Below are 14635 nucleotides of genomic sequence, written 5' to 3'. Positions count from 1 at the left end.
GGTTAGCAAAATCGAGCGGCCGTTCTGCCAGAATCGCACCATGTCCGCCGCCGCCCCGCATGACTACACCGAGCTCGCCAGCTCGATCCGACAGTGGAGTCGCGAGCTGGGCTTCCAGCAGGTCGGTATCACGGGCATCGAACTGCCCGAAGATGAAGCGCGCCTGATGACCTGGCTGGAGCAAGGCCGCCATGGCGCCATGGAATATATGGAGCGCCACGGCCGTCGGCGCGCCCGCCCCCATGAGCTCGTGCCCGGCACGCTGCGCGTGATCTCGGTGCGTATGGATTATTTACCTACGCCTGCGCGGGACCCGGACGAAATTCTCCAGAATCCCGAGCTCGGCTACGTCTCGCGTTATGCGCTGGGACGTGACTATCACAAGGTGCTGCGGCGTCGGCTCGCCAGGCTGGCAGAAACGATTCAGGAGCACAGCGCGTCGCAGTCCCATCGCGTGTTCGTCGACAGCGGCCCGGTGCTCGAGAAAGCGTTCGCGCGCAATGCCGGCCTCGGCTGGATCGGCAAGCACACCAACCTGATCAATCGACGCGCCGGCTCGTATTTCTTCCTCGGCGAGATCCTCACGGATCTGCCACTACCGGTGGACGCGCCGGAGACCGAACATTGCGGGACTTGCCGCGCGTGTATCGATGTGTGCCCGACGCAGGCCATCGTCGCTCCCTTCCAACTGGACGCAACTCGCTGCATCTCGTATCTCACCATCGAGCTGCGCAGCTCGATTCCCGAACAATTCCGCAAGGCCATGGGCAACCGCATCTATGGCTGCGACGACTGCCAGCTCGTCTGCCCCTGGAACAAGTTCGCGCGCTTCACGAGCGAGGTGGATTTCGTGCCCCGCCATGCGCTCGATGGCACCAAACTGGTCGAGCTGTTTGCGTGGACCGAGCAGGAGTTTCTGGATCGCACCGAAGGCAGCGCGATCCGGCGCATCGGCTACGAATGCTGGATAAGAAACATCGCCGTTGCACTGGGTAATGCGCCGACCAGTCCGGAAGTCGTGGCTGCTTTGATCTCGCGCCGGGACGATCCCTCAGCGCTGGTGCGCGAGCATGTCGGCTGGGCGCTCACCCAGCACGCGGCTTAGTTATTGCCCGGACGCTTCGCGCGGACGTTATCGATCAATCGCGCCCGACCGATGCGAGCCGCCGTGACAATCACCAGATCGTTCGACTCGCCATTCGGCATCTGCAACGAATGGGCATCGCGAATCGCGAAGTAGTCCGGGCGGAAGCCCGCTTTCTGCAGCGCTTCGGTTCCTGCCTGTTCCAACGCAGCGTAATCTTTCGAGCCGGACTCGAGCGCGACACGCGCCCGTTCGAGCGCTGCGAATATCTGCGGCGCGACCGCACGCTGCTCCGGGAGCAAGTAGCGATTGCGCGAGCTCATTGCAAGACCGTCTGTTTCGCGCGCCGTCGGCACGCCGACGATTTCGATCGGCATGCACAGATCGATGGCCGCACGGCGAATGATCATGAGCTGCTGGAAATCTTTCTCGCCGAACAACGCCACGTCGGGCTGCACGAGATTCAGCAACTTGGTCACGACGGTCGCCACGCCCATGAAATGGCCGGGCCGGAACGCGCCACACAGAATGTCTTCGAGCCCAGGCACATGAACGCGCGCCGTTGTTTCCTGCCCGCGCGGGTAGATGTCATCGACCTCGGGAGCGAACAACACTTCGACATTCAACGACCGCAGCAACTCACGATCGTCTTCGGGCGTGCGCGGATAAGCCGCGAAGTCTTCGTTCGGTCCGAACTGCAACGGATTGACGAAAATACTGACGATGACGTGCTCGGCCAGCTCGGACGCCTTGCTGACCAGGCTGCCGTGCCCCGCGTGCAGATTGCCCATCGTGGGCACGAACGCAATGCGCTCGCCCTTGCGACGCCATTGCGCCACGCGCTCGCGCAACTCGTGGGGACGCACCACCACTTCTAATGTCTTGGCCATTACTTAAAAGCAGTGCTCGGGGCCCGGATATTCCTTCGACTTCACGGCCTGCGTATAGGCTTTGACCGCTTCCATGGCGCTGTCGCGCCCGGCGAGGAAATTTTTGGAGAACTTTGGTTTGCGGCCCGATGTGATATCGAGCACGTCATACAACACCAGGATCTGACCGTCGGTGTCAGGGCCTGCGCCGATGCCAATGACCGGCACGTGCAATTGTTCGGTGATGTGCTTGCCCAGCGCCGCCGGAATACACTCGAGCAGCACGATATCTGCACCCGCAGCTTCGAGCGCCTGCGCGTCGCGAAGCATGCGTTCGGCCGCCTCGTTCTCACGGCCTTGCACGCGGAAGCCGCCGACTTTGTGAACCGACTGCGGCTTGAGACCGAGGTGCGCACAGACGGCGATGTCGTGGCTGGCGAGGAATTCGACGATCTCGACCTGACCCGCGCCGCCTTCGAGCTTCACCATCTTGGCGCCGCCCTCCTGCATCAGCCGCACGGCGTTATCGAGCGCCTGCTCCTTCGACGCGTACGTCATGAAGGGCATATCCGCGATCAGGAACGGGCGATACAGCCCTTTGGCGACGGCGCGGCAGTGATAAACGATGTCGGCCAGCGTCACGGGCACGGTCGTGTCATGACCCTGAATGACCATGCCGAGGGAGTCGCCGACCAGCACCACATCGACGCCGGCGTCATCCACCAGGGTTGCGAAACTGGCGTCATAAGCGGTGATCGCGGCGATTTTTTCGCCGTCCGCCTTCATCTTGACGAGGGTGCCGACATTGACCGGCGGGCGCGGCGCGTAACGCTCTTGAAGGTGCTTGTACATGGCGGTGAGCTACGGCGGGGCGGGAAGAATGCCCAGGCTCGCCCCGACAGTCAAACTGGGGCGGATGACAGCCTTATCAAGGGGATAGGCAGGCTTAGACGGCGCTCTTCAACGGGTTGTAATAGTGCCGCCCGCGCCGGGTGCGGATGACCTGGTCCAGCAGCTGCCCATAGTCGTGATCGTTGTTGACGAAATCCGCCTGCGCGGCGTTCACGATCAACAGCGGCGAGGCGTCATAAGCATGGAAGAACCGGGCGTACGTTTCCTGCAGCCGCTCCAGGTAATTCTTCTCGATGTTCTGCTCGTACTTGATGCCCCGCCGTTCGATACGCTCGCGCAGGATATCGACGGGCGCCTGCAGATAAATCACCAGATCCGGCACCGGCGCATCGACCGCAAGGCGCGCGTAGACCTGCTCGTACAACGCGAACTCCTCCTCATCCAAGGTCAGTTGCGCGAACAGCTTGTCTTTGTCCAGCAGGTAGTCGGCGACCCGCACCGTATCGAACAAGTCGTGCTGGCGGATGTCCTCGAGCTGGCGCGTGCGCTGGAACAGAAAGAACAACTGCGTCTGCAGCGCCGCCGAGCGCGGGTTCTTATAGAAGCGTTCCAGGAACGGATTCTCGTCGGCCTGCTCGAGGATCAGCTCGCTGCCGAAGCTGCGCGCGAGCCGCCGGGCGAGAGTGGTCTTGCCGACGCCGATCGGTCCTTCGACCACGATCAGACGATGCGGCGCTGGAATGAGAGGCTTCTCGGTCATGTCCACCGCTGAATTGTTCAAGGGACGCCGGGAGCGCCGGTGAGCGGCGCCAATCCGGCGCCTCCGACGCGTGCCGCGAGCTGACTCACGCGGCCATGGCCGGGAACGAGCAGCTCGGGGGCGAGATCGCGCAAAGGATACAGGACGAAATTGCGCTCAGGCAGACCACGATGAGGCACCGTGAGATCGTTTTCCGAAATCTGCGCGTCGGCGTGCACCAGCAAGTCGAGATCGATCACTCGCGGCCCCCAGCGCACGATGGGCTGCGTGCGTCCCAGCTCGCGCTCCAATCTTTTTAATTCCACCAGCAGCTCGCGCGGCGTCAGCATCGTGAGCAAGCCGGCCGCGGCGTTGATGAATTCAGGTTGATCCTGCGGGCCGAGCGGCAGGGTTTTGTAAAGGCGTGAGCGCGCGATGAGACGACACCGCTTCAGCTGCGCGAGCGCAGTGAACGCGCGCTCGATCTGAACCAGAGGCTGATCGAGATTACTGCCAAGCGCTACATAAGCGGGGAACCACAATGCAGGCGCCGTGGAGTTGACGGCGCTCAAGCAGCTGGCGGCCGAGGACGACGGCGCCGACGCCGACGCCGCCTCTGACCACCCGCGGGTGACTCGCCACTGGCATCTTGCTCGACCATGGCCGTGCGGTCTTCGGCAGACTTCGCCTGAATGTCGGTCCACCACTGCGCCACTTCTTGTTCGACTTCACCGGCGGCGGCGCGCAACAGCATGAAATCATAGGCCGCGCGGAACCGCGGATGATCGAGCAAGCGCAACGCCCGACGGCCTTCACGATGCGCAAAGCGCGGCTGCAGGCCGACGATTTCGCGAAGTGGCAACGTGAACCGTTTCGGCACAGCGACGCGCGACTGCTGACGCGCGGTGACTTGATCGCAAGCAGCAAGCAGCGCCTGAATCTCGGCGCCCTGCTCCGCCTGCAACTTCTCGAACGCCTGGCGAATCGGCGGCCACAAGAGCACCGCGAACAGGAACGTCGGCGTGACTGACTTGTCCGCACGCACGCGCTCGTCGGTACCTTCCAAGCCGAGCCGTAGAACGCGCGCGGCTACGCTGTTCGGATCGGCGTTCATCGACGTCGCGAGATCCGGGAACAGGTGTTCGAGGAGGCCCAGATCCCAGAGCAGCTCGAAAGAACGGATCGCGTAACCCGCAAGGAACATTTTGTTCACTTCATCGAACAGCCGTGCGGGCGGCACGCCGTCAAGCATCCACGCGAGCTTCGGAATCGGGTTCGCGGTGTCGATATGAATGCCGAAGCCGAGCTTCGCCGCGAAACGAACCGCGCGCAGCATGCGCACGGGATCTTCGCGATAACGTGTCTCAGGATCGCCGATCAGGCGCAGAACGCGTGCGTTCGCATCCTCGTAGCCGCCGACGTAATCCCAGATCGAGAAGTCGCTGATGTTGTAGTAGAGCGCGTTGGCGGTGAAATCACGGCGCCACACGTCTTCTTCGATCGTGCCGTACAAGTTGTCGCGCAAGATGCGGCCGCGCTCATCGAGCACGCGATGCCCCGCCTCATCGACGCTGTTGTCCTCGTCGATCGGGGTGTGCGCGGCGCGGAAGGTCGCGACCTCGATGATCTCGTAGCCGAAGCGCACGTGCGCGAGATGAAAGCGCCGGCCGATCAACCGGCAGTTGCGGAACAGCTGCTTCACCTGATCGGGATGCGCGTTGGTAGCGACGTCGAAGTCCTTCGGGTGCAGGCCGAGCAACAGGTCGCGCACGGCGCCGCCCACGAGAAATGCCTGGTAACCAGCCTCTTTGAGCCGGTAAAGGACCTTCAACGCGTTCGAGGAGATGTTGGCGCGCGAGATCGTGTGCTGATCGCGAGGCACGACGCGCGGGGCGCTCGCCTCATCGAGGATCTCGGCAGGAGAGTTGTTATCGTTCAATAGCAGCGGACCGTCCGTCGATGTCAAAAACTTGAGCCGCGTAAAACGGCCCGTATAATACCGCGTCTTGTCGGCACGTCGTGCCAGCCTTCTAATACGCTCCCATCGTCTAGAGGCCTAGGACGGGGCCCTCTCAAGGCCTAAACCGGGGTTCGAATCCCCGTGGGAGCGCCACCTCTCTTCGTCAGCTTTCCTGGCACGAGACCTGCCGGTCCGTGCGCGCACGGCCTGTGCCGGGCCGGACGCCCGAATGCCCGGGGCGCATGGAAATGCACTCGACCGCCGCCAGCTGGCGACAAGCGGTAACAGCGCACAGAACCGCTCAGTATCAGCGGCTTTTCGAGCCGTTCCCGCAGGGTCCGTGTGCATAATGCGCGCACTTTCTACGGAGTCGTCATGACGCCAGCGGATCGCCGCATCACGGAGCTGATCGATAAGTGGCTCACCAGCATCGACCTGCATCTGCAGTATGTCGAGTTGAGTGACGCCGCTTATGCGCGCGTTCAGCCCTGGCAGAAGCACGACCGCCCGACTCGCTGGGTCCTCGAAGTGGCCCGCCAGAAGGTGCTGGAGCTGAAGCAGCACTGCGAAACGCGCCAGGCCATGGGCGATAGCAAATTTTCCGAGTCGCTGGAGCTGATGGCGTTCCTCGCGAACCTGGTCGGCATTCAGCATATTCAGCGTTTCGTTCCGCTCGCCGACCCGACCAAGGCCGAAGCGGCGACCGGCAACAGCCAGACCGTCGAAGCGCCGACAGTAATTCGCGCGCCACCCCAGCGGACCCGCACGCCGGCTGAAGAGCCCACCCGCGAGATGCCGCAGCTCAAGGTGGTCAAGGTCAAACAGGATTTTCCACTTTTCGACGCCGAGCCCGCCGCGAGCCGAACCGCGGACAACTTGCCAGCGCCGACAGCGGTGCCGCCGCGGCAGATCCCGTCGGCTCGCCCTGCCCCTAAGATCAACCCGGCCGGCACGCAGCCTGCCAAAGCTGCGCCAAAGGCCGCGATGAAACCCGCACCCGAAGCACCTAAGTCCGCGGCGCCATTGGATTTAAAGGGCAAGATCATTGCCGACGCGGTGCGCCTGCTGAAGTGGGGCAAGCCCTGGCACGAGCTCGCGGAGTTGATTGCCCGGATTGCCGAGCGCCCTGCGGAGGGCGAAATCCGCAAAGTGCTGCGGGCCCATAAAGCCGAGATCGAAAAAGCCGCCCAGGCCTAGAAATCGCGGGCAAAAAAGAGGCCGGATACTTTTGACAGTGATCCGGCCAACAGGGGGATTCGATACCGACCGCGCCATTGTCCCAGGCGCAGCCTGCAAATTCGTTGCACTCTAAACGCGATCCCTTCTTGGGCTGATCCGCGCGTCTCGCTGCAGATCATTTATCGCATTTATTTTGCGATGCCAAAGATACCCGAGATCGCATCGCAACACAAGCTTTGCGTTGCAAAAACTTCCAAAACCGCTCACGCAACGCCTCCACAGGCGAATTGGACCGCACGGACGCTACAAGTTCATTACGACGTTCATTAAGAGATCGTCATGGCCTCGCGCCGGGCGCGACTTGAAAAGAGCGCCGCGCCCGGAGAAGAATCCCCGCCCTCGCGCTGCTCCATAAACATGAACATGGCCGCCCTCGAGGCGCCATCGAAGCGGCGCCCTCGGAACCGGCGGGACGGAGCGCAGTCTGAAGGGACGATTTTTTTTGCAGGCCGATTGTCGAGCATGGACCATCCGACCTCTGAAGACGACCACTGTGACCACTCAAACAGGGCCCTCGTATGATTGAGATCAGAAACCTGACCAAACGCTACGGCGCGCTGACCGCCGTCAATGACATCTCCTTCACCGTCAGCCCCGGCGAAGTGCTCGGCTTCCTCGGCCCGAACGGCGCCGGCAAGTCGACCACCATGAAAATGATCACCGGCTTCCTGGCGCCGACCTCGGGCGCGATCAGCGTCTGCGGCCACGACGTCGAGAACGATCCGCTCGCCGCCAAGGCGTGCATGGGCTATCTGCCCGAAGGCGCGCCGAGCTACGGCGAGATGTCGGTGCGCACTTTTCTGGAATTCATCGCGGATATCCGCCGCCTGAGCGGCGAGCGACGCCGCACCCGCCTCGATGACGTGATCGCCCGCCTGCAGTTGGGCAGCGTGCTCGAGCAGATGATCGAAACGCTCTCGAAAGGCTTCAAACGCCGCGTCGGCCTGGCGCAGGCGCTGCTGCACGATCCACAGGTGCTGATCCTCGATGAGCCCACCGACGGCCTGGATCCCAACCAGAAGCACCAGGTGCGCACGCTCATCAACGACATGTCGAAAGACAAGATCATCGTGATCTCCACGCACATCCTCGAAGAAGTCGACGCGGTGTGTAACCGCGCCATCATCATCGCCGGCGGCAAGCTGCTCGCCGACGCCACGCCCAAGGAACTGGCGGCCCGGGCGCCGAGCGGTCGGCTCGACGACGTGTTCCGTCAGATCACGACCGGCCAGAAGAACGCAGCCTGAGGTGAGCAATGCATAACATCAAAGGCATCTTTCGCCGCGAGTTCAGCAGCTACTTCGCCACGCCGCTCGCGCTGGTCTTCATCGTGTTCTTCCTGATGCTGGCCGCGGGCTTCGCGTTCCAGTTCGGCAGGTTCTACGAGCGCGGCCAGGCGGATCTCGCGCCGTTCTTCTCGTTTCACCCCTGGTTGTATCTGTTCCTGATGTCCGCGATCTCGATGCGCCTGTGGGCCGAGGAGCGCAAGTCCGGCAGCATCGAGCTGCTGATGACCTTGCCGGTCACGACCTGGCAGGCCGTCATCGGCAAATACCTCGCCGCCTGGGCCTTCGCCGGCGTCGCGCTGGCGCTGACCTTCCCGATGTGGATCACCGTGAACTATCTCGGCAATCCGGACAACGGCGCGGTCCTCGCTGGTTATATCGGCAGCTGGTTGATGGCAGGCGGCTTCCTCGCGATCGGCGCCTGCATGTCGGCGGCGACCCGCAATCAGGTGATCGCGTTCATCTTCACCGTGGTCATCTGCTTCGGCTTCCTGCTCTCGGGCTATCCCATCGTGCTCGACCTGGTGTCCGGCTGGGCGCCGCGAGTGCTGGTGGACGCGCTGGCGTCGCTGTCGTTCTACACCCACTTCGAAGCGATCTCCAAAGGCGTGATCGACCTGCGCGACCTGTTGTATTTCGGGACCGTGATCGGTGTCTGGCTCGCCGCCACCACCATCGTCCTCGACATGAAGAAGGCCGACTGACATGACTGCAAAAACACGCAAGACCTATGGCGCAACCGCGCTCGTGGCGCTCGCCTTGTTGTTCATCGGCGCCACGATCCTGATCACTTTCGTCTTCCGCGGCGCGCGGCTCGACCTGACCGAGAGCAAGCTCTACTCGCTCGCGCCCGGCACCGAGAACATCGTCAGCTCGCTCAGCGAGCCGGTGAATCTTTATTTCTTCTTCTCGCAGGATGCGAGCGAGCAGCAGCCGCAGCTGCGCGCCTACGCTCAGCGCGTCCGCGAGCTGCTCGAAGAAATGTCTCAACGCTCCAAGGGCAAGCTGCGCCTCTCGGTGATCGATCCGGAGCCGTTCTCCGAGGACGAGGATCGCGCCACCGAGTTCGGCCTGTCGCCCGTGTCCGCTACGCCGGGCGGCGAACCGATGTACTTCGGCCTCGCCGGCACCAACTCGACCGACGGTCGCGAGATCATCGGCCTGTTCCAGCCGGACAAGGAGGAGTTCCTGGAGTACGACATCGCCAGCCTCATCTATCGCTTGAGCAACGCCAAGCGCGCCAACATCGGCTTGATTTCGAGCCTGCCGGTGGACGCCCGCTTCGATCAGATGAGCGGTCAGATGGCGCCGGGCTGGGCCAGCATCCAGCAACTGCGAGAGACACTCGAAGTGCGCACGCTGCAGCCCGATGGCAATGACATTCCTGCCGACATCGGCGTGCTGATGCTCGTGCACCCGAAGGAGCTGAGCCCGCAGGCCCAGTACTCGATCGATCAGTTCGTCATGCGCGGCGGCAAGCTCATCAGCTTCATGGATCCACAGTCGGAGAACGATACCGCCGGCGCGCAGCCGGGCATGCCGCCGATGGGCAATCGCTCATCGACGCTCGGTCCGCTGCTCGATGCGTGGGGCGTGAAGTTCGATACCGGCCAGATCGTCGGCGATCGCGAGCTCGGCCTGACGGTGTCGCTGCAGCAAGGCCAGCCGCCTTCGCAGCACATCGCCATCATTGGTTTGAACCGCGAGAGCATGAACCCGAAAGACGTGACGGTCTCGGCGCTCGACACGATCAACGTGATGACCGCCGGCGCGCTGTCGAAGAAAGAAGGCGCGACGATCGAGTTCGAGCCGTTGATTCAGTCGAGCACCAACGCTGCGCTGCTGCCGGCGGCGAAACTGATGTTCCTGCCTGACAGCGATTCGTTGCTCGATGGATTCAAGGCATCGGGCGAGCGTTACACCATTGCCGCGCGCATTCACGGCAAGGTGAAGTCCGCGTTCCCGAACGGCAAGCCTGGCGCCGAAGGCGCCGCTGGCGCGCATCTCATGGAGTCGAAGGAAGATGCCAACATCATCCTGGTAGCCGACACCGACATGCTCGCGGACCCGCTGTGGGTTCGGACGCAAAACGTGTTCGGTCAGCGCTTCGCCGTCGCTTGGGCGAACAACGGCGACTTCCTCGCAAACTCCGTCGACAATCTCGCCGGCAGTGCCGACTTGATCAGCGTGCGCGGCCGCCAGAGCTTCTTCCGTCCGTTCACCAAGGTCGACGAACTGCGCCGCCAGGCGAGCGATCAGTTGCGCGCCAAGGAGAAGGAGCTGGATCAGGAGCTGAAAGACACCGAGCAGAAACTGACGGCGCTCGAGGCCGGCCGCGGTGGCAATCAAGCGACGTTGTCGCTCTCGCCCGAACAGGAGGCCGAGCTCGAACGCTTCCAGCAAGAGCGCGTGCGCATTCGTAAGGAACTGCGCGACACCCGCCGCAGCCTCGATGTCGAAATCGAAGCGCTCGGCACCCGGCTGAAGGCCATCAACATCGCGTTGGTGCCGCTGCTGCTCGCGCTCGGCGCGATCTTCCTGGAAATCACCCGTCGCCGCCGGCTCCGCGCCGGCCGCGCCGCCGCCCACACGGGTTGAGAGTGACTGAGGTTAGCTCATGACTTCGCGAAAACTTTCCGTCCTCGCCATCGTTGCAGTGATCGCCGTGCTCGCGGGCCTATGGCTCGCGGGTCGACAGACGTCGCCTCCGGCGACCGAATCCGCGGCCCTGTATCCGGATCTCAAATCGGAGCTGGCGTCGGTCACTGCTGTGCGCATCGTCAAAGCCGGCGGCGCGCCGGCGCTGGAAGTGAAGCGCGGTGACAACGGTTGGACCGTTGCCGAGCGTCACAACTATCCGGCCGACGAAGCCAAGCTGCGCAAGCTGGTTACCGGTCTCGCCGACGCCAAGGTGCTGGAAGAGAAAACTTCCAATCCGGAGAGCTACAAGGCACTCGGCGTCGAAGATGTGAGCGATGCCGCCGCCGGCGGCGTGCAGATCGAGATCGATGGGCCGAAGCAGCCGATCAAGCTGATCGTCGGCAAACAAGCGCAAGGCGCGCAGTCCCAGTACGTGCGTCGCGCTGGCGAGCCGAAGAGCTGGCTGATCAACAAGAGCATCGACACGTCCTCGTCGGCCGATCAATGGCTGCGCAAGGAAGTCATCGATGTTTCTGCCGATCGCGTGCAGTCGGCCGAGGTGACCGTCGAGAAGAGCAAGCCTTACTCTGCCACGAAGAAGACCCGCGCCGATGCGGACTTCACGGTCGAAGGTTTGCCGAAGGGCAAAGAGCTGAGCTCGCCCTCAGCTGCGGATAACTTCGCCACCGCCCTCGCCGGCTTGACGTTGAGCGATGTGAAGCCCGCCAGCGAAGTGCCTGACGCGCCGAGCGCTCGCGCGACGATCAAGACCTTCGACGGCTTGGTCGCGGAACTGACCGGCTGGAAGAAGGACGACAAACATTACGTCGCCCTGAAGACGTCTTTCGACGCTGCGCTCGCCGACAAATTCAAGGTCGCGACCGCGGACACGGAAAAGAAAGATGCGCCGGCAGCCGACGCTGCCAATGACGCTGCCAATAAAGAAGGCGAAGGCACGCCACCCGCTACGGACAAACCTGCTGAAGCCGCCAAGCCAGCTGCGCGCAACGTCGAAGAGGAAGCGGCCAAGGCCAACGCGCAGGTCAACGGTTGGGTTTATGAGATCCCGGCGTACAAGTACGACGCGATCTTCAAGCCGCTCGATGAGCTGATCAAGAAATAACGATGACACCACAGCGGCCCCGGTCCGGGGCCGCTGTCCATCCGCGCGAAGCGCGAGTGACGGGGAGCACGGTGCCCGGAGGACCTCCCCCGCCGTGGCCGTCGCGAACCACCGCCCCTCTTAGCTCCGATTCTTCGGCAGCACCACGACCCGCGTCCGGGTCCACCGATCGTGCCAGGCCAGCTTGTCGCGATCGATCCAGATCCACCAATAGCCCGCGAATGCCAGCACCAGCGACACCGTCGCTGCGGCGAGGCGCTTGAGCACATCGGCCCAGCCCAACCGAGCGCCGTCCTCGCGCTCGACTCGCAGACGCCACGCTTGCATGCCCAGCGTCTGGCCACTGCGCGTCCAGGGCACTCCGAAATAGATGATGATGACCACCAACTCGAGCAACTGAAAGCCATGCTTCCACTTGCTGTAAGGTCCGACTGTGACAGCCTCACCTCCGGTCAGCGGCAACATCAGTGACGTAAGCACTATCAGCACCGCCACCACCAGCAGCAGGTCATAAAACATCGCGCCCAGCCGGCGCAGCACGCCGGCGCTGGGCAGGCGCTCGGTGGGAACGGAATCGGTCATGCTTTAACGAACGCGTGAGATAGCGAAGAAGGTAACGAGGGTCAGCAGCACGGTCGGCAGCCAGGCAATCATGATGGGTGGCATGTTGAACACTTCCCCACCGCTTTCCAGCATCTTCGCCATCAGGAAGAACACCACACCGATCATGATGCCGACGACCGTGCGCGCGCCGGTGCCCGTCGCGCGCATCGGCCCGAACGCGAACGGCACGGCCAGCACCACGATGATCGCAACCGCAACCGTCCTTGCGATGCGCGCCCAGAAGGCAACCTCATACGTGCGCGAATCGAGGCCATTCGCCCGCAGATGCTGGATGTAGCTGAACAAGCCCCGCCCAGTCAGCGAATCCGCATCCAGCACCGCCAGGCCGAGAAACTCCGGTGATAGTCGTGTCTGCAGCCGCGTCTCCGGTTCTTTGCTGGTCACCACTCGCTCATCGTCGATGCGCGATTCGACGTAGTTCTCGAGCTGCCACAGATTGTTCTCGTCGATGCTCGCATTGTTAGCATGCCCGACGCTGCGCAACCGGCGCTGCCCATCGAACTTGAACACATACACGCCGCCGTACCGGTTGCCCGCCGCCTGCTGGCGGACCGAGATCATCATGTCGCCGTCTTTCGCCCAGGCGCTCTTGTTGCCCGCCATGCTGTAGTCGTTGAACTTGGCGAAAGTTTTCATCTGCCGGCCGTACTGCTCCATCGGCGGCGCGATCACCTCGCCGACGATGGCCGTGAAGATCATCAGGATGATGCCGGCGCCGGCCGTCCACATCGCGATGCGCATGGTGGAGACGCCCGCCGCGCGCACGACGATCAATTCCAACGTGCGTGCCAGACTACCCAGCGCCAGCAGCGCGCCGATCAGCGCCGCGATTGGCAACAGATCGAACGCGTATTTCGGCAGGTACAAGCCGACGTACATGAAAGCGTTCGCGACCGTGAAGGCGCCGACGCCGATGTCGTCCTGCTGAGTGATGAACAGATACAAGCCGCTCAGCGCGAGCAGCACGAGCATGACCAGCGCGGTGTTGCCGAGGATCGCCCTGATGACATATCTGGAGAGGATGGACGTCATGCCGGCACCGCCACAGCTCGCACCTTCTTGCCAAACGGCGCCTCACGCCACAGCAACCACAGGCCCAAAGCCACCGCGACGCCGTGGGCCCACCACATCCCCACCCATTCGGGCACACCGCCTTCGATCCACGCGCGCCCCGCCGCCAGCAGCTGCGAATAGATGAAATACACCAGGATCGCGATGCCGATACGCCCGAAGCGACCTTGTCTCGGCCGCAAGCGAGCCAGCGGCACGGCGATGAGCATCAGGACGAGCGCCATCACCGGCGTCGAAATGCGCCATTGCAGCTCGGCGCGATCGCGCGGATCGCCGGACTGTAACAATTCGTTGGTGGACTTCATGCCCGCCTTGCCCGCGCGCCCGCCGATCTCACCGAGCCGGATCGGATAACCACCCTCCGCGAAATGAGTGATCTGCCATTCCCCTTTCCCCGGCACTCCCTTGTAATGTTCACCGTCGTACAGCACGAACATCTGATCGGCTTGCCCGGCGCCACGCTGCTCGGCGCGCGTCGCGACCCAGATCTCCAGCTCGCCTTCGGTCTGCGGATCCTGCGTCCGATCCACGAAAACATTCACGTTGTGCAGGATGCCGTTGTCATCGACGCGCTCGGCATAGAACACCACGTTGCCGCCGCCAAACGTGCGGAATCGACCCGGCTCGAGCAGACCGAACTGCGCATCCTGCAAGGCTTCGGTACGGATCTGCTGGGCGCGCGCGGACGCGGCGGGAATTGCCCAGAACGACAGCCACACCAGCAAAGCGGTAATGAACAAGCCGAGATAGGCGATCGGCCGGTACAAACCGGCAGGTCCGACCCCGCAGGACTGGATCGCCGCCATTTCGCTCTCGTGATACATGCGGCCGAGCGCCAGCATGATGGCGAGGAAAAAGCCGATGGGCACGATCACGGTGAGATAGCCGGCCGAAGTCAGGCCGATCAGCGACAGCACCACAGTTCGTGGAAAATCGTTGGCGGCCGCCTGCGACAGCACCCGCGCCAGCTGATTCGACAGCAGGATGACCAGCAGTACGCCGGTCACGGCCAGCCAGGTTTCCGTAACCTCCTTCAGGAGGTATCGATCCAAGGTTCGCAATGCTCGTTCCGCTTTTTACCCGCAGCGAGAGGTTGGTTTCCGCGGCGGTCAGGCGCGCGGAATGGAGTAGACTACCGTCTTTTTCGC

13 protein-coding genes, 1 tRNA gene and 1 pseudogene are annotated in these 14635 nt (G+C 63.0%); 7 read left to right on the top strand and 8 right to left on the bottom strand.

Annotated elements, in window-relative coordinates; all coding sequences use genetic code 11:
- The first annotated feature begins 40 nt into the window (after window positions 1-40).
- The gene (gene queG / locus EK373_RS11640; protein WP_129642814.1) at window positions 41-1105 is read left to right on the top strand and encodes a tRNA epoxyqueuosine(34) reductase QueG; all 1065 of its coding nucleotides are present in this window, start codon (window positions 41-43) and stop codon (window positions 1103-1105) included.
- Here queG and panC read toward each other — a convergent pair.
- From panC to pcnB, 5 genes are all read right to left on the bottom strand, one after another.
- On the bottom strand, window positions 1102-1974 hold the full coding sequence (gene panC / locus EK373_RS11635) for a pantoate--beta-alanine ligase (RefSeq protein ID WP_129642813.1): 873 nt from the start codon (window positions 1972-1974) through the stop codon (window positions 1102-1104). The genes queG and panC overlap by 4 nt on opposite strands.
- A 3-nt stretch (window positions 1975-1977) precedes the next feature.
- The gene (gene panB, locus EK373_RS11630) at window positions 1978-2805 is read right to left on the bottom strand and encodes a 3-methyl-2-oxobutanoate hydroxymethyltransferase (protein WP_129642812.1); all 828 of its coding nucleotides are present in this window, start codon (window positions 2803-2805) and stop codon (window positions 1978-1980) included.
- A 94-nt stretch (window positions 2806-2899) separates the two neighbouring features.
- Window positions 2900-3565: a deoxynucleoside kinase gene (locus tag EK373_RS11625; protein WP_129642811.1), complete on the bottom strand. Its 666-nt coding sequence runs from the start codon at window positions 3563-3565 to the stop codon at window positions 2900-2902.
- Window positions 3566-3582: 17 nt separating this feature from the next.
- On the bottom strand, window positions 3583-4116 hold the full coding sequence (gene folK, locus EK373_RS11620; RefSeq protein WP_198683224.1) for a 2-amino-4-hydroxy-6-hydroxymethyldihydropteridine diphosphokinase: 534 nt from the start codon (window positions 4114-4116) through the stop codon (window positions 3583-3585).
- The gene (pcnB, locus tag EK373_RS11615; protein WP_232831074.1) at window positions 4113-5510 is read right to left on the bottom strand and encodes a polynucleotide adenylyltransferase PcnB; all 1398 of its coding nucleotides are present in this window, start codon (window positions 5508-5510) and stop codon (window positions 4113-4115) included. Before pcnB ends, folK begins: the two co-directional genes overlap by 4 nt.
- Window positions 5511-5581: 71 nt before the next feature.
- Here pcnB and EK373_RS11610 point away from each other — a divergent pair.
- The 6 genes and pseudogenes from EK373_RS11610 (at window position 5582) to EK373_RS11585 (ending at window position 11792) form a co-directional block, all read left to right on the top strand.
- Window positions 5582-5657: transfer RNA gene (locus EK373_RS11610), tRNA-Glu, on the top strand.
- A 222-nt stretch (window positions 5658-5879) separates the two neighbouring features.
- On the top strand, window positions 5880-6701 hold the full coding sequence (locus EK373_RS11605; protein ID WP_129642810.1) for a hypothetical protein: 822 nt from the start codon (window positions 5880-5882) through the stop codon (window positions 6699-6701).
- Between the two features lie 560 nt (window positions 6702-7261).
- A pseudogene (locus EK373_RS11600) lies at window positions 7262-7927 on the top strand (ABC transporter ATP-binding protein); the annotation flags it as partial.
- A 71-nt stretch (window positions 7928-7998) separates the two neighbouring features.
- Window positions 7999-8733: an ABC transporter permease subunit gene (locus EK373_RS11595; RefSeq protein WP_129642808.1), complete on the top strand. Its 735-nt coding sequence runs from the start codon at window positions 7999-8001 to the stop codon at window positions 8731-8733.
- Between the two features lies 1 nt (window position 8734).
- Window positions 8735-10627: a GldG family protein gene (locus EK373_RS11590; protein ID WP_129642807.1), complete on the top strand. Its 1893-nt coding sequence runs from the start codon at window positions 8735-8737 to the stop codon at window positions 10625-10627.
- A 19-nt stretch (window positions 10628-10646) separates the two neighbouring features.
- The gene (locus tag EK373_RS11585; RefSeq protein ID WP_129642806.1) at window positions 10647-11792 is read left to right on the top strand and encodes a DUF4340 domain-containing protein; all 1146 of its coding nucleotides are present in this window, start codon (window positions 10647-10649) and stop codon (window positions 11790-11792) included.
- Window positions 11793-11912: 120 nt separating this feature from the next.
- Here the strand turns inward: EK373_RS11585 and EK373_RS11580 are convergent, their stop codons facing one another.
- From EK373_RS11580 to lptF, 3 genes are read right to left on the bottom strand one after another with little or no spacing between them, the layout of a single operon-like run.
- A complete protein-coding gene (locus EK373_RS11580; RefSeq protein ID WP_129642805.1) occupies window positions 11913-12374 on the bottom strand; it encodes an RDD family protein in 462 nt (153 codons plus the stop codon).
- A 3-nt stretch (window positions 12375-12377) separates the two neighbouring features.
- Window positions 12378-13448 carry an LPS export ABC transporter permease LptG gene (gene lptG, locus EK373_RS11575; protein WP_129642804.1) on the bottom strand — a complete coding sequence of 357 codons (1071 nt, stop codon included), beginning with the start codon at window positions 13446-13448 and terminating at the stop codon, window positions 12378-12380.
- The gene (gene lptF / locus EK373_RS11570; RefSeq protein WP_157994328.1) at window positions 13445-14539 is read right to left on the bottom strand and encodes an LPS export ABC transporter permease LptF; all 1095 of its coding nucleotides are present in this window, start codon (window positions 14537-14539) and stop codon (window positions 13445-13447) included. Before lptF ends, lptG begins: the two co-directional genes overlap by 4 nt.
- Between the last annotated feature and the right edge of the window lie 96 nt (window positions 14540-14635).

Source organism: Peristeroidobacter agariperforans, assembly GCF_004138335.1.
GTDB lineage: Bacteria > Pseudomonadota > Gammaproteobacteria > Steroidobacterales > Steroidobacteraceae > Steroidobacter > Steroidobacter agariperforans.
The sequence above is the reverse complement of the archived record's forward strand: the minus strand, read 5'-3'. Positions and strand labels throughout refer to the sequence as shown.

What these genes read in the sequence shown, in the direction of transcription:
- queG (WP_129642814.1), top strand. Translation starts at nt 41, where the DNA reads ATGTCCGCCGCCGCCCCGCATGACTACACCGAGCTCGCCAGCTCGATC.
- panC (WP_129642813.1), bottom strand. Translation starts at nt 1,974, where the DNA reads ATGGCCAAGACATTAGAAGTGGTGGTGCGTCCCCACGAGTTGCGCGAG.
- panB (WP_129642812.1), bottom strand. Translation starts at nt 2,805, where the DNA reads ATGTACAAGCACCTTCAAGAGCGTTACGCGCCGCGCCCGCCGGTCAAT.
- EK373_RS11625 (WP_129642811.1), bottom strand. Translation starts at nt 3,565, where the DNA reads ATGACCGAGAAGCCTCTCATTCCAGCGCCGCATCGTCTGATCGTGGTC.
- EK373_RS11605 (WP_129642810.1), top strand. Translation starts at nt 5,880, where the DNA reads ATGACGCCAGCGGATCGCCGCATCACGGAGCTGATCGATAAGTGGCTC.
- EK373_RS11595 (WP_129642808.1), top strand. Translation starts at nt 7,999, where the DNA reads ATGCATAACATCAAAGGCATCTTTCGCCGCGAGTTCAGCAGCTACTTC.
- EK373_RS11590 (WP_129642807.1), top strand. Translation starts at nt 8,735, where the DNA reads ATGACTGCAAAAACACGCAAGACCTATGGCGCAACCGCGCTCGTGGCG.
- EK373_RS11585 (WP_129642806.1), top strand. Translation starts at nt 10,647, where the DNA reads ATGACTTCGCGAAAACTTTCCGTCCTCGCCATCGTTGCAGTGATCGCC.
- EK373_RS11580 (WP_129642805.1), bottom strand. Translation starts at nt 12,374, where the DNA reads ATGACCGATTCCGTTCCCACCGAGCGCCTGCCCAGCGCCGGCGTGCTG.
- lptG (WP_129642804.1), bottom strand. Translation starts at nt 13,448, where the DNA reads ATGACGTCCATCCTCTCCAGATATGTCATCAGGGCGATCCTCGGCAAC.